The organism is Clostridium senegalense (assembly GCF_018916625.1).
GTDB classification, from domain to species: Bacteria; Bacillota; Clostridia; order Clostridiales; family Clostridiaceae; genus Clostridium_J; species Clostridium_J senegalense.
In genome coordinates this window covers 18819-33942 of the sequence record NZ_JAHLNC010000002.1, presented here as the reverse complement: position 1 = coordinate 33942, position 15124 = coordinate 18819, and the positions used below count along the sequence as shown (strand labels likewise).

Genomic DNA, 15124 nt, shown 5'->3' with positions numbered 1-15124 from the left:
AGTCAACTTGGAAACCTATATATAATAATAAATTAAAGCTAGAGATTTTTTCACTATATCGTTCCTTGTTTTTTATTAGAAAAAACAGTAATATAAGATATGTAGGGCAATTTAAAAATTAAAGTTTATAATATTAAAAAATAAACTAATACTAAAAAGTTTTAAGTACATAGAAGGTGATAAATTGAATATATATTTAGTTAGACATGGAGAAACTAAAGAAAATAAGGATGAAAAATTTTATGGTGATATAGATAATGGGTTGACCGATTATGGAATATATCAGTGTGAAAAACTAAGAAATTTTTTTAAAGATAAAAAAATAGATAAAGTTTATGTAAGCGAAAAAGAAAGAACAATTCAAACTGCAAAAGAAATATTATGTGATAAGTTTAATTATAATGAAATTATTAGAGATTGTAGATTAAATGAAAGAAATTTTGGAGCATTTGAAGGTAAAAAGTATGATGAGTTAAAGTCAGAATATACAAAAGAATGTGATGAATGGGGAAAAGATTGGATTGGCTTTAAACCACCTGAAGGTGAAAGTTATAAAGATATGTATTTTCGTGTGAAAAGTTTTTTTCAAAAGATTATAAAAGAAAAGGATGAAAATGTTTTAATAGTTGCTCATAGTGGAGTAATTAGAAGTATATATTGTTATATTGCTGATGATAATATGGATTTGTTTTGGAAATTTGCTTCTAAAAATGGAGATGTTTCAATAATTAAATATGAATATAAAAATTTATTTATTGAAGGGATTATACCAAATAATGTTTTGTAAAATTTATTTTAATAATTAAATATAAATATTTTAAGGTAGGTGTAATTTATGGGAAAAATAGTATTAGTAACTGGTGGTAGTAGAAGTGGAAAAAGTGGTTTTGCAGAAAGTCTACTTAAAGATACTGATGATGTTTTATATATAGCTACAGCTATAGTTACAGATAAAGAAATGGAAAATAGAATAAATAAGCATATTCAAAGAAGAAATAGTAAATGGAATACATATGAAGGATTTAAAGACTTACATATTGCTATAGAAAATAGCAAAGAAAAAAACATATTATTAGATTGCATTACTATAATGGTTACAAATTTAATGTTTAATGAAAAAACAAATTTTGATGATTTATCGTTAGAAGAAGCAGAACATATAGAAGATGTTATAAAGATTCAAGTAGAAAAGTTAATTATAAAAGCAAAAGAGTGTAATAAAAATTTAATAATGGTTACCAATGAAGTTGGTAGTGGACTTATACCAGAATATAAATTAAGTAGAATATATAGAGACATAGCAGGATCAATTAATCAGTTCATTGCAAAATTATGTGATGAGGTTTATTTTGTAGCTTGCGGATTGCCTTTAAAATTAAAATAATTAGGAGAGTATTATGAAGAATTATATAAAAAAATATATGAATGATTTTTTATTATATGTTCAATTTTTTACAAGAATACCTATAAATATTGAGTTAGAATGCACAAATGAAAATTTTATAAGGGGGTCTATATTTTTTCCGGTAATAGCTTTAATAATAGGTCTTATAGAGTATATTGTGTATGTAATAATGAAAAATTTTTTTCCATCAACAATAGTGGCAATATTAGTATTAATAACATCAGCTATACTAACAGGTGCGTTGCATATGGATGGGTTAGGTGATGTATGTGATGGTTTCTTCGCATTTAGGGGTGGAAAAGGAAGAATTATAGAGATAATGAAGGATAGCCAAATTGGAGTTTATTCATGTGTAGCTATAATCATGGATGTATTGCTTAAGTATAATTTAATTAGTTTAGCAATAGAAAGTTCTATTCCAGAATTAATAATAGTTGCACCAGTTGTAGGAAGGTTGGCTATAGTGTTTATTTCTACAATAGGAAAACCAGCAAAAGAAAATGGTAGTGGAAATATATTTATAGGAAAAATAAAAAAAAGTCAATTAGTATTAACTATAATATTAGTTATAGCCTTAGAACTGATTTTTATAAATGTTAGAGAGGCTTGCACAATAACATTAGCAGTATTAATAATGGCATATGGATTTAATTGTTTTTGTAATTCTAAAATTAATGGGTTAACAGGAGATACCTTAGGGGCTGTTAATGAATTAGCAGAGGTTTTAGCATTAATGGTATTTTTTATGATATAAAAGGAGTTTTTTATGAATAAAAAGAGAATAAGCTTTTGTACTTGTAATGCAGACTTTGAATATGTAAAGGAAAAAATAGATAAAGAATTTCCAGAGCATGAGACAACAATAAATAAGTGCATAGGAGCTTGTGATAAATGTAGTTGGGATTTTATAGCTAGAGTAGATGGTGAGCTTATAGTGTCAGAATCAAAAGAATCTTTATATGAAAATATAAAATTAGTTTTGAAAAAATAAGTAAATTTTAATAGAAAAAATTTATTTAAAGTAAATTTTCAAACAAATTTATTCTAAAGTATAGACTTTTTGGTGAAAATAGTTTAGAATTTGCCTTAAACAAGTAAATTTATTATATTTAATTTAATGTGTTAAGATGAAGGTCATAGTAATTATATATTGCTGGGGCCTTTGTCTTTTTGTAATATAACAAGTATTTGAAGTATATCAGTAGTGATGGTTATCAATAGTGCTAATTATCACTATTGATAATTAGGTATAAAATAGTATATAATAATTATAGGTAAAATAATATAAATACTATTAGGAGGACTTTTATGAATAAAATAGCGTTAATAACAGATAGTGCATCTGATATAAGAAAAGATGTAATAGATAAATACAATGTAAAAGTATTACCCTTTAGAATAATTATAAAAGATAAGGATTATAGAGATGGAGTAGATATAACTTTAAATGATGTTTACAAGGTTTTAGATACAGAATCACCGACATCTTCATTACCATCTATGAAAGATATGGGAGTACTTTTTAATCAGTTGGAAAAAGAAGGATATACACATGTGATAGCAATTACAATATCAAGTAAATTGTCAGGATTAAATAATGCTTTGAGGCTTGTAAGTGAAGATTATCCAACAATAAAGACTGAAGTAATAGACTCAAAGAGTATATCATGTGCAGAGACTATTATAATAAAAGAAGCTGGAGAAATGATAAATAGTGGACTAGAATTTGAGAAGATTGTAGAAAAGTTAATAGAAGTTAGAAGTAAGATAAAAACATTTTTTATAATAGGTACATTAGAATATTTAAAAAAAGGTGGGAGAATAGGAAAAGTTGCAGGTGTAATAGGTGAATTATTGAATATAAAACCTATAGTTCTTGTTGATGAAGAAGGAGAATATTCTACTTATGATAAAGCAAGGGGAAGAAAACAATCTATAAATAAAATGTTAGCAATAGGTAAAAAAATATTAGATGATAAAAAGTGTGATGTATATATAGGTAATGGTGGTGCTGAAGAAGAGGCAGAGAAGTATTTACAGGAAATATCAAATCACCCTAATATAAATAACATATTTTTTAGTGGTGACATAAGCCCAGTTGCAGGATTACATTCAGGACCAGGACTTTTAGGAATAGCTTTCTATGAGGTTTAGTGAATGGCTACTATGAAAGATATAAAAGAGGAAGAACGTATATTATATGAGGAATATAAAAATAAATTGAATGAGCTAAAAAAAGTTCAGCAGGAAAAAGAAGCTGTAGGTCAAGTTTTTACTAAAGGCTTATTACCAATATATGTATTATATATATTGAGTATTGGTGCAACTAATGGGAATGATATATCTAATAAAATTGGTGAAAGAACTAATGGAAAATGGGTTCCTAGTACAGGTGGAATTTATCCTCTATTAAAAAAGTTAGAAAAGAAAAAACTTATAGTTGGGAATTGGGATGATTCAAAGAAAAAGATGCAAAAGATATATAAATTAACAGAAGATGGGGAAAAAGAACTTCATCATAAGAAATATTTACTTAAAGATAGGATAGAAGAAGCATTAGAAGTATTTAAAATAATATATAAAGATTTATATGAGTAATAAAGAAACACTAGTAATACATTTAATTTTGTATTATTAGTGTTTTTTTATATAATTTAGGTAAATATAAAAAAATAAGACCTTTGTAAGGTCTAAATTATAAAATAATATTAAATTAAATAAATTTTTTATGGGGGAAATTCAAACTGTTATAATCAGTTTGAAAGATACTTGCTTAAAAACTTTACATATCTGAATAATGATTCAAATATGTAATTCCATCTAATGGAATTAGACCTTCAACACCTGGTTTAGCACCTAATTTTCCTACTAAATATAATGTGTAAAATTTAGAAGGTTTTAAAAGCGCGTTAGGTATATAAAGCATAGTAATATCTGTGTTTTCAAATTTCACATCAAAACTATATTTTTTTGGAGGAATTTCTTTGTAATTTTCTACCTCCATATACATTAAATCATTGAAAGTTATTTCATTACTATTAAGTGAAACATCTAAATTTGGACTTTCTGGTATTAAATTTACTATTCTTATTTTTACTTCATTATCATTATAAGGTCCATTATAGTTTTCTATAATTGGATATAATTCAAAATCATTTGGGAATTTTCCAATAGCAGCTATTGTGAAAATTTTATTTTCAGGAATATCCAAGATAGTATCATATAAAGTTTCACTAGGATTACTACTTTTAATAATTTTAATATTATATTTTCCAGGTAATAGTTTAACGTAATTTGTGAATTCTTTATAATGAAAATCCTTTATTAAAGGTAAATTATTTACGTAAACATCTACTGGTGGCGCATCAGGAGATGCGTGTAATAACCTTACAAAGGTTAATATGTTACTTTTATTATTTAAATTATCTAAATTACTCCTAAAATACATATCGCACCTCATTAATTAGTGTTTCTAAAATCATTATATGCAACTTACAAAAAATGGTGATTATAAATGAAAAATATTTATGCAAAAAATAATTTATTGGTTTATAATTTTAGTATATAAAAAATAAAATAAAGTTTAAGAAAGGAATGAGATTTATGGTTTTATTTAATAATGATTGGGATGAATTATTAAAAGAAGAATTTGAAAAAGAATACTATAAAAAACTTAGAGGGTTTCTTGTTTTAGAATATAATAATCATATAATTTATCCAGATAAATATAAAATATTTGAGGCGCTAAAGCTGACATCATATAAGGATACTAAAATAGTAATATTAGGACAAGATCCATATCATGGACCTAATCAGGCACACGGCTTAGCATTTTCTGTGGAAAAGGGAGTTAAAACACCGCCGTCGCTTTTAAATATATATAAAGAATTAAACAATACGCTAGGATGCTACATACCGAATAATGGTTTTTTAGTTGATTGGTCTAAGCAAGGGGTATTATTACTTAATACATCATTAACTGTAAGGGCTGGAGAGGCAAATTCTCATAGAAATAGAGGATGGGAAATATTTACCGATAAAATTATATCTATTTTAAATGAAAGAGAAGATCCTATTATTTTTATATTATGGGGAAATAACGCAAAGGAAAAAGTTAAATTAATAACTAACAAAAATCATTATATATTAAAAGCGGCACATCCAAGCCCATTGTCAGCCAATAGAGGATTCTTTGGATGTGATCATTTTAGAAAAGCAAATGAAATATTACTCTCACTAAATAAAGAACAAATAGATTGGCAAATAAAAAATATTTAAAAATATAAATTTATATATTAAGGGGAAGGGTATTATGAAAATTTTAGAAAATACATTAAGGTGCATCGAACCTAGTTATAAGGATGTAATGATAAAAACAAAGGAAAGATTAGATGCTTTAGCAAAACCTATAGGAAGTTTAGGAATATTAGAAGAAATAGCAGTGAAAATATCAGGTATAACAGGTGAGGTTTATAATACATTATCTAAGAAAAATATAATAATCATTTGTGGAGATAATGGAGTAGTAGATGAAGGTGTAAGTACTTGTCCACAAGAAGTTACTGAAACTGTAACTTATAATTTTGTTAAAGGAATAACGGGTGTATGTGCATTATCTAAATTTACCAATACAGAGCTTACAATAGCAGATTTAGGAATAAAATGTGATATGCATAGTGAAAAAATTTTAAATAGAAAAATCTCTTATGGAACTAAAAATATGGTGAAAGAGCCTGCAATGACAAAAGAGCAAACAATTAGAGCTATAGAATCAGGAATTGAAATTGTAGATAAATTAGCAAAAGAAGGATATAAAGTTCTTGGAACTGGTGAAATGGGAATAGGAAATACAACTACAAGTGCAGCAGTTTTAAGTGTGTTATCAGGACTAGATGTAGATAAAGTGACGGGAAAAGGTTCTGGACTTACAGAAGAACAATTAAATCATAAAAAAAATATAATTAAAAAAGCTATAGCAGTTAATAAACCTGATAAAAATGATATAATAGATGTTATTGGAAAAGTTGGAGGATATGACATAGCTGGCCTTTGTGGATGTTTTTTAGGGGCTGCAAAACATAGAATTCCTATAGTTATAGATGGATTTATAGCATCAATATCAGCACTTTGTGCACAAAGATTGAATAAAAATTGTAAAGACTATATGTTTCCATCTCATTTATCAGCAGAGCCAGGGGCAATATATATTATGAAAGAATTGGGGCTAGAGCCTATATTAAACTTAAAAATGAGATTAGGTGAGGGGTCTGGATGTCCGTTAGCATTTAATATAATGGAGGCAGCATTATATACTATGGAGAATATGGCAACTTTTGAAGAAGCAAAGATTTGTAAAAGTGATTATATTGACATAAGGGAAGAGAACTCTATATAGTTATAACTTATAATGGGTAATTGACTAGATAAAAATATTAAATTAAAATTTTTATTACTATCATAAATACACTACATATTTAAGTTCTGTGATGATTTATTTCATTAGAAGAACAATTTTTAATCTAAAATGTATATGTTATAAAATTATTTTGTTATGATGTTTTTAGGGTGAAAAATATAGAATAATATTAAATTTAAATAGAAATAAAAAAACGCTACATGAAAGATGTTAGCGTTTTTTAATCATCATAAATATCAGAAAATGCAATATTTATTTGATTAGTATGATTAGTATGAATAACTCTATTTATTTTATCTAAATCATTTTTGGTAGTATTAACTAATGGGAAGGTAACAATAAATTCACTACCGAAATTTTCTTCACTAATAAGGGTTATAGTGCCATTATGGGTTTCCACCAAAGATTTAACAACAGAAAGTCCAATACCACTTCCTTCAGTAGTTCTTGTAAAAAGGGGATCAACTTGGATAAATCTATCAAAGACTTTAGATTGTTTTTCTTTGGAGATGCCAATACCATTATCTTTTACTGATAAAGTTACATTATTTTCTTTTATGGATAATGATACATCAATAGTTCCACAATCTTTTGAAAACTTTATAGCATTAGATAAAAGGTTAAGAATTACAACTTCAAGTTTTTCTGAATTTCCTTCTATTATTGCAAAAGGAACAGATGTAGTAAAGTTTAAAGTTAAATTTTTTTTAGAAGTATATTCTTCTACTGATGAGCAAATTCCAGAAGTTAAAGCAACTAAATCTAGTTTGTAGGTGTCTAGATTAACTATACCAGCATCAAACTTGGAACATTCTATTAAATTATTTATAAGTCTGAGTAATCTAAAACAGTTTTGTTTCATTATTTTAGAATAATAAGAAATTTTACCTTTGAATTGTAAATCATTTTGATTTTTTATATATAAATCAAAAAGTTGCAGTGAAGAATAAATTACATTTACAGGTGTGCGCAACTCATGGGAAATATTAGCTATAAATTCATTTTTGATTTTCTCCCATTCTTCTCGATCCTTTAACTTTTTATCATTTTCGCTTAATTTATTTTCTATAATTTTAGTTGTTGTAATATCTTTAACAACTCCCCAAAACATTCCAGTGTTTAAGTATTTATCTTTTATATAAAATAAAGTGGTAGTATTTAATCTTACAGATCCATCTTTATGATAAATTTTATAATCAACTAATTCTTGAGGTTTACCAGTTTCGATAGCTTTTTTTCTTAAATTAGTTAATATATCATTAGTAGCAGCATCTGTAAAAATACATTGATGTTGTCCTATGATTTCATTAACAGTATAACCTAAATATTTAAATGCGTTAGATGAACAAGAAGTAAAATATCCATCTTCAGACATTGAGTAAACTATTTGATAAGAGTTGTTAATCAATTCTGAGAAAAGTTTGTCTGCAAATTTTAATCTCATCTCATAGTATTTTTCCTCTGATAAATCTCTAATAATACCGGAATATTTAATTAAGTTATTATTATCAAATATACCCTTTCCACTTGCCTCCACATAACGAATAAATCCAAAATTATCTACTAGTCTAAACCTAAGTTTAAATTTAGGTTTAGAAGAAGTTATATTTATAGAATTTATAAGAGTATGGTCATCTTCGTGTATGTAATTATCCATAAATTCATCAAAAGAAAAATTATTAGTATTTTCTATAGATAAAATAGAACATAACCCCTTTGAAAGTACAAATCTATTTAAAAGAACTTCATATATAAAGAAACCCATTTCGTCTAAATCGTCAATAGTTTCAAATAAATCCGATGTTTCGGTTTTTATATAATCATTTATCATAAATCCTCACCTTAAATCGTAATAATATAAAATTATATCAAAGTAATAGTGAAAAAAATGTAAAATATTGCGACAAATAAATAAAAAAAATCATTATAAATTTAAATAAATGTTATTACTCTTAAAAATAAGTATAATAATTCGAAATTTTATTGTAAAAAAATGTAACAAATACTGTTGTTGTTTAATATAAATATATAGTGAGTAGGTATGTAAAAACAATAATTAATTTTATGTACAAACTAAAAATTTATTAGGAGGGTATGTATGTATAAGGAAGTAGAAGATATTTTAGTTTGTCCTATATGTGGAAGTAAGATTAATATAAGAAAAGTTTATTTAAAAGAAGGAGAAGAAATAATTGAAGGAACTTTAAATTGTGAAAAGAATCATAAATTCTATATAAAACATGGGATTATAGATTTTCATTATAAAGAAAATAAAAATTTACCTAACCTAGCACAATTTTATTTCGAAAGAGATTTTGAAAATATCAATTTAAATATTGAAAATAAGACTCCTAACAACTTAAAAAAATTTCAAAACCTATCGAAGCAATATATGAATGCTATCGTACAGAAAAAAAAATATAAAAATATATTAGACATAGCTTCTGGTAGAAGTATACTTCTAGAAGGAATGGCTGAGAAGTTTTCCCATAACCCTAATATAGTATCATTAGATTTAAATTTTGCTGCTTTAAAATATAATAGAAAAAAGATAAAAAAAATTAATCCTAAAGCTAAAATTACTTATATTGCATGTGATTATTTAAATTTACCATTTAAAAATAGTGCTTTTGATTGTATAACATCATATTATGGATTTCCTAATATGGCACAATCATCACCTAGAGTTATGCAAGAAAGTTATAGGATTTTAAGACGGAAAGGATTAGTATTAGACACTAGAATTTTAGTGTCAGATAAAGATGAATATTATAATCAATTGAAATCTATAGCCACAGCTAATATGAATTTTCCAAATCCAGAAATTGTATCTGTAGAGCAATTGATTTTGCAAATATATAAAAAAATAGGTTTTTCTGAATTTAAAAATGAAAAAATTGGAGAATCAATTGGAGAATTCAATGAACTAGATATAATTCCTATGCAAGGCCAAAAATTTAAATCATCTGTACTAATAATTAAAAAATAAAAAATGAATCAATTTTATAAACTTTTATTATAATTATATTAAAGTAATTATTAACTTAGAGGTGATTTAAAGTGATTATAAATTATGCCCATAGAGGAGCAAGTTTTATATATCCAGAGAACACTATGCTTGCATTTGAAAAAGCTTTAGAAATGGGGTGTACTGGAATAGAAACGGACATACAAAGGACAAAGGATGGAGAATTAGTTCTTATACATGATGAATATGTAAATAGAACTACCGATGGTATAGGACTGGTATGTGATTATACTTATAAAGAACTTAAAAAATTAGATGCTGGTAAATTTAGGGATAAAAAATATAAAAATATAAAAATACCTACATTAAAAGAATTTTTAAGTTATGTCAAAGATAAAAATATTAAAATAAATTTAGAAATAAAAAACTCCATAATTCCATATAAAGGAATAGAAAAAGAGATATTATTTGAAATATTAAATGCAAAAGTTGAAAACAATATAATTATCTCAAGTTTTAATCACAATTCAATGGTTGAATTAAAAAAAATCTATCCTAAAATAAAAATTGCTGCTCTTTGTGAATATATAGTTAGTGATTTGGAAAAATATAAAATAGATAAATTTGAATATATACATCCTAATTATATATTTGCAGACAAAAAGGAAATATTAAAATGTCATAATAAAAAAATGGGTGTAAATTTATATACTATTAATGATGAAAAAGACATGGAAAGATTTATAAAATATAAAATTGAAGGGATAATAACTAATTGTCCAGACAAACTAAAAGAGGTAATGGATAAAAATAAATTTTAATATAACTTGATAGTGTGTATTGACATAAAATAAATATGATTATAAAATATAAAATATAAAAAATAAATAAAATGTTTGTACAATGATGTGCAAACTTAAAAGAGTAATGATGCTCCTTAAGAATTTTCTTAGGGAGCTTTTGTTTTTTTAAAATAAATTGTTAGGAAGTGAAAATATGGGTAACTTTAAAGTTGGACCAAATGTATATTTCGGAGTTGGAAAATTAGAAAAACTTCGTGAAATTAATTGTAAAAAAGCATTTATAGTAACAGATCCTTTTATGGTTAAATCAGGAGCAATAAATCAAGTAACAGATCATTTAGATGCAGCAAAAATAAATTATAAAGTTTTTTCTGATATAGTTCCAGATCCACCGCTTGAAATAGTATCTAAAGGAATTAAAGCAATGGATGAGTTTGATCCAGAAGCTATAATAACATTAGGTGGAGGATCTGCAATTGATGCAGCAAAAGCAATTAGTTATTTTAGAAATATGATAAATAAAGGATTAGACTTAGAGAAAACAGACAAAAAAGTATTATTTATAGCAATACCAACTACTAGTGGAACAGGTTCTGAAGTAACATCATTTTCTGTTATAACAGATAAAAAATTTAACGTTAAATATCCATTGGTTGATGAGGCTATGGTGCCGGACATGGCTATATTAGATGCTAATTTAGTAAAAACTGCTCCGAATTTTATAACAGCAGATACAGGAATGGATGTATTGACTCATGCTATAGAAGCATATGTATCTACAGAAAGTTCAGATTATAGTGATGCTTTAGCTGAAAAAGCTATTAAATTAGTTTTTGGGTATTTAGAAAGAGCATATAAAGATGGAAATGATTTAGAAGCAAGAGAAAAAATGCACAATGCATCATGTATAGCTGGTATGGCATTTACTAATGCATCATTAGGAATAAATCATAGTATGGCTCATATAATAGGAGGAAGATTCCATATTCCTCATGGAAAAGCAAACGCTATATTGCTTCCTTATGTTATAGAATATAACGCAAATTTAAAAGAATTCAATAGAAATGAGTATAGTGATACAGCTAAAAGATATGCTGAAATAGCTAAATTCTTAAATTTAACAAGTAGTAATAATGTTAGAGAGGGAGTTAAATCTTTAATAAGAGCTATATGTACATTAAGAAGAAACTTAAATATACAATCATCATTAAAAGAAGCCAAAGTTGAAAGAAAAGATTTTGAAAGTAATTTAGAGGATATTGTTAATATAGCAATAAATGATGGATGTACTAAAACTAATCCAAGATATCCTAATCCAAACGAACTTAAAGACGTATTTAAAGTAGTTTATGAGGGAAAATAATTTTAGTTTTCCAATTAAAGAATATTTTCGAAAAATAATTGACAATTAGTTTTTAGAATTATATAATAATAACATAAATTAAATAAATTTTAATTGTGCAATGGCGTACAATTTTTATTAAGAGCAATGGAGCTCCTAAAAAATACAATGTTTGTAATTTTTTTAGGAGCTTTTTATATTTTTTTAGGAAATGGAGTGAGATGGTTGGAAGAAAAACAAAGAGTTATACAGGAATATGTACCAGGTAAACAGGTAACATTAGCTCACTTAATAGCACATCCTAATAAATCAATATATAAAAAATTAGGTCTAAGTGATGAAAATTGCGAAGCTATAGGAATTTTAACAATTACTCCAAGTGAAGCAGCTATAATTGCTGCAGATGTAGCAACAAAAGGTGCTGGAGTAGAAGTAGGATTTTTAGATAGATTTAGTGGTTCTTTAGTTATTACTGGAGATGTTTCAAGTGTTGAGGCGGCATTAAAAGAAGTTTGTGATACACTTGAAAATATATTAAGTTTTACAACAACTAAAATTACTAAATCATAGGAGAGATATTAGTGAAAAAAATAATGCTTATAGGTTCCATTGGAGCTGGGAAAACAACATTAACTCAAAGTTTAAAAAATCAACTTATAGAATATAAAAAAACACAATCTATTGAGTTTAATGATTTTATAATAGACACTCCAGGGGAATATATAGAAAATAGAATGTATTATAATGCTTTAATAGTAACATCAGCAGAATCAGATGTTATAGGACTGCTTCATGATTGTACAAATGAAAATATTAATTTTCCACCAGGGTTTGGAAATATGTTCAATAAACCTGTTATTGGAATTTGCACTAAAACTGATTTATGTGATAATGAAGATAAAATATTAAGAAGCCATGAGTTTTTAAAAATTGCAGGTGCTGATAGAATATTTAATATTAGTGTAGTAAACAATAATGGAATAGAGGAATTAAAAAAATATTTAGAAATATTTTAAGGTTTTTATGGTAAAATAATAATATATATTATTGTTAAATCCAAAAGAGGTGGAACATATGACAAAACGAATTGTAATAGCCGATGATGAACCTATTACAAGAATGGATATAAGAGAAATGTTAGAAGAAGAAGGTTACGATGTTGTAGCTGAAGCTTCAGATGGCTTTGATGTTATAGAATTAGCCAGAAAACATTCTCCTGAACTTATAATAATGGACATAAAAATGCCATTGTTAGATGGCTTAAATGCTACTAAAATTATTTTGAAAGAACAATTAGCCAATGCAGTAGTATTATTAAGTGCTTATAGTAATAAAAGTTTTATACAAAAGGCTAAAGAAGTAGGTGCTATGGGATATTTGGTTAAACCTTTAGATAATAAATCTTTAATAGCAACTATTGAAGTTTGCTTATCAAAGGCAACTGAATTTAAAAATATGCAGAATACTGTTAAAACTTTAGAAAATAAGCTAGAATCAAGAAAAGTTATAGAAAAGGCTAAAGGAATACTTATGAAGCAAAGAAACATTACAGAAGATGAATCATACAAGTACATAAGAAATCTTAGTATGAAAAAAAGAGTGACAATGGATGAAATATCAAAAATAATAATAATGAGCGAAGAGGAAGTTTAAAGCAGTGAAAAGTAATATGAACAATATAAGAGAATTATGTTTAAAATATACTTATTTAAGCGATAAAGATATAGAAGCTATACAAAGTATATCTAAAACACTACAATTCATAGCAGACTCTTCAAAAGCAGATGTTTTTATAGATTGTTTAAGCAAAACTAAAAATGATTCAGCAATAGTTGTTGTAAGTGCTAAGCCACGAAACTCACAATCACTTTACAAAGAAAGTGTTGTAGGAAAACTTGCAATAAGAAAAAATGAACCAGCAGTAATAAGAACATTACAAACAGGGATTCCATCTAGGGATATTAAAGCTATAACACAAGAAAATATAATTGTTAAACAAAATGTTGAACCAATAAAAAATGAAAAAAATGAAGTTATAGCAGTGATAATATCAGAAAAAGATGTTACAGAAGATGTCAAGGAAAATAAGAAGCTTGAAATATTAGCAGAAACTAATGAAGAATTAATTTCACAAATTGAAGGTAAAAAGATAAAGTATGGAAATGGAGATATTGCTTATCATGTAAATGATGCTATATTGATATTTGATGAGGATGGTATATTAAGGTTTAAAAATCCAGTAGCAGATGAGCTCTATAAAAAACTTGGATATAATCAAGAATTAATAGGAATGGATTTCTCAAATTTATCATTATCAAAGTCAACTTTATCACAAATAATAGAAAAAAAATCTATAGAAGTAGAAGAAATAGATATAGGGGATATGTCTTTTCAAATAAAATATATATCTCAAGGTAGTAAAGTATTAAAACTTGCAATGCTTATAAAAGATATTACAGATGTAAAAGAAAAAGAAAGAGAACTGATTTTGAAATCAGTTGTTATAAAAGAAATACATCATAGAGTTAAAAATAATCTTCAAACAATAGCTAGTTTATTAAGACTTCAGTCAAGAAGAATACATAGTGAAGAATTTACAATAGCTATAAATGAGAGTATAAATAGAATACTTAGTATAGCAATAACTCATGAAATATTAGCAAAGCAAGGTATTGATGAAGTTAATATAAAAGATGTAATAAATAAGATAAAAAGATTTATGGTTACATTAGATAAACGAGATGATTTAGATTTATCAATAGAAATAGAAGGTGATGACCTTATTATTAGTTCAGATAAATCTACAGCAGTTGCATTAGTTGTAAATGAAGCTATACAAAATTGTATAAAACATGCTTTTGTAGGGAAAAATAGTGGAAAAATTGTTGTAAAAATAGAAAAAGGTAATTCTTATTCTACAGTTTCAGTAAAAGATGATGGTATTGGATTTGATGTTAACTCAATATCTAATAGTAGCTTAGGACTTATGATAATTAATAGTTTAGTCTCAGATAAACTAAAAGGAAATTTAAATATACAATCAAATCAAAATGGAACAAATCTTTTATTTGATTTTAAAAATTAAATAGAAAATCATATTTACAAGGATGTAAATATTAGTTAAGGCAATGGAGCCCAGAGAGTTATTAAGTATAATTTTTATACTGATAATTATTCTGGGCTTTTTTAT

General features: G+C 25.8%; 17 protein-coding genes. 15 read left to right on the top strand and 2 right to left on the bottom strand.

Annotated elements, in window-relative coordinates:
- Positions 1–184: 184 nt before the first annotated feature.
- The 6 genes from cobC to KQI36_RS05340 all read left to right on the top strand — a co-directional run bounded on the left by cobC (position 185) and on the right by KQI36_RS05340 (position 4003).
- Positions 185–787, top strand: a complete 603-nt coding sequence (gene cobC / locus KQI36_RS05365; RefSeq protein ID WP_216449970.1) for an alpha-ribazole phosphatase — start codon at positions 185–187, stop codon at positions 785–787.
- Positions 788–835: 48 nt separating this feature from the next.
- On the top strand, positions 836–1384 hold the full coding sequence (gene cobU / locus KQI36_RS05360; protein WP_010294119.1) for a bifunctional adenosylcobinamide kinase/adenosylcobinamide-phosphate guanylyltransferase: 549 nt from the start codon (positions 836–838) through the stop codon (positions 1382–1384).
- A 13-nt stretch (positions 1385–1397) separates the two neighbouring features.
- Positions 1398–2159 (top strand): adenosylcobinamide-GDP ribazoletransferase, encoded by a 762-nt coding sequence (gene cobS / locus KQI36_RS05355; RefSeq protein ID WP_216449969.1) that lies wholly within the window; start codon positions 1398–1400, stop codon positions 2157–2159.
- 12 nt (positions 2160–2171) lie between these two features.
- On the top strand, positions 2172–2396 hold the full coding sequence (locus KQI36_RS05350) for a DUF1450 domain-containing protein (RefSeq protein ID WP_216449968.1): 225 nt from the start codon (positions 2172–2174) through the stop codon (positions 2394–2396).
- 317 nt (positions 2397–2713) lie between these two features.
- Positions 2714–3559, top strand: coding sequence for a DegV family protein (locus KQI36_RS05345; RefSeq protein WP_216449967.1), 846 nt, complete (start codon positions 2714–2716; stop codon positions 3557–3559).
- 3 nt (positions 3560–3562) lie between these two features.
- A complete protein-coding gene (locus tag KQI36_RS05340; protein WP_010294110.1) occupies positions 3563–4003 on the top strand; it encodes a PadR family transcriptional regulator in 441 nt (146 codons plus the stop codon).
- Positions 4004–4187: 184 nt separating this feature from the next.
- Here the strand turns inward: KQI36_RS05340 and KQI36_RS05335 are convergent, their stop codons facing one another.
- Positions 4188–4853, bottom strand: a complete 666-nt coding sequence (locus KQI36_RS05335; RefSeq protein ID WP_216449966.1) for a DUF4397 domain-containing protein — start codon at positions 4851–4853, stop codon at positions 4188–4190.
- Positions 4854–5008: 155 nt separating this feature from the next.
- Here KQI36_RS05335 and KQI36_RS05330 point away from each other — a divergent pair, with 155 nt between their 5' ends.
- Positions 5009–5683, top strand: coding sequence for a uracil-DNA glycosylase (locus KQI36_RS05330; protein ID WP_216449965.1), 675 nt, complete (start codon positions 5009–5011; stop codon positions 5681–5683).
- 34 nt (positions 5684–5717) lie between these two features.
- The gene (gene cobT / locus KQI36_RS05325; protein ID WP_216449964.1) at positions 5718–6800 is read left to right on the top strand and encodes a nicotinate-nucleotide--dimethylbenzimidazole phosphoribosyltransferase; all 1083 of its coding nucleotides are present in this window, start codon (positions 5718–5720) and stop codon (positions 6798–6800) included.
- A gap of 241 nt (positions 6801–7041) precedes the next feature.
- Here cobT and KQI36_RS05320 read toward each other — a convergent pair whose 3' ends face one another.
- A complete protein-coding gene (locus tag KQI36_RS05320) occupies positions 7042–8652 on the bottom strand; it encodes a PAS domain-containing sensor histidine kinase (protein ID WP_216449963.1) in 1611 nt (536 codons plus the stop codon).
- Positions 8653–8919: 267 nt separating this feature from the next.
- On the opposite strand from KQI36_RS05320, the gene KQI36_RS05315 reads away from it, so the two are divergent.
- The 7 genes from KQI36_RS05315 to KQI36_RS05285 all read left to right on the top strand — a co-directional run bounded on the left by KQI36_RS05315 (position 8920) and on the right by KQI36_RS05285 (position 15019).
- Complete coding sequence (locus tag KQI36_RS05315; RefSeq protein ID WP_216449962.1) at positions 8920–9810, top strand: class I SAM-dependent methyltransferase; 891 nt, start codon at positions 8920–8922, stop codon at positions 9808–9810.
- Between the two features lie 71 nt (positions 9811–9881).
- Positions 9882–10610 (top strand): glycerophosphodiester phosphodiesterase, encoded by a 729-nt coding sequence (locus tag KQI36_RS05310; protein ID WP_216449961.1) that lies wholly within the window; start codon positions 9882–9884, stop codon positions 10608–10610.
- Between the two features lie 175 nt (positions 10611–10785).
- Positions 10786–11955 (top strand): 1-propanol dehydrogenase PduQ, encoded by a 1170-nt coding sequence (locus KQI36_RS05305; RefSeq protein WP_216449960.1) that lies wholly within the window; start codon positions 10786–10788, stop codon positions 11953–11955.
- A gap of 147 nt (positions 11956–12102) precedes the next feature.
- Positions 12103–12504 (top strand): ethanolamine utilization microcompartment protein EutS, encoded by a 402-nt coding sequence (gene eutS / locus KQI36_RS05300; protein WP_010294091.1) that lies wholly within the window; start codon positions 12103–12105, stop codon positions 12502–12504.
- An 11-nt stretch (positions 12505–12515) separates the two neighbouring features.
- Complete coding sequence (locus tag KQI36_RS05295; RefSeq protein WP_216449959.1) at positions 12516–12950, top strand: EutP/PduV family microcompartment system protein; 435 nt, start codon at positions 12516–12518, stop codon at positions 12948–12950.
- A gap of 58 nt (positions 12951–13008) precedes the next feature.
- Entirely contained in the window at positions 13009–13587 is a 579-nt protein-coding gene (locus tag KQI36_RS05290; protein WP_010294086.1) for an ANTAR domain-containing response regulator, read from the top strand.
- 4 nt (positions 13588–13591) lie between these two features.
- A complete protein-coding gene (locus KQI36_RS05285) occupies positions 13592–15019 on the top strand; it encodes a histidine kinase N-terminal domain-containing protein (RefSeq protein WP_342357373.1) in 1428 nt (475 codons plus the stop codon).
- Positions 15020–15124: the final 105 nt, after the last annotated feature.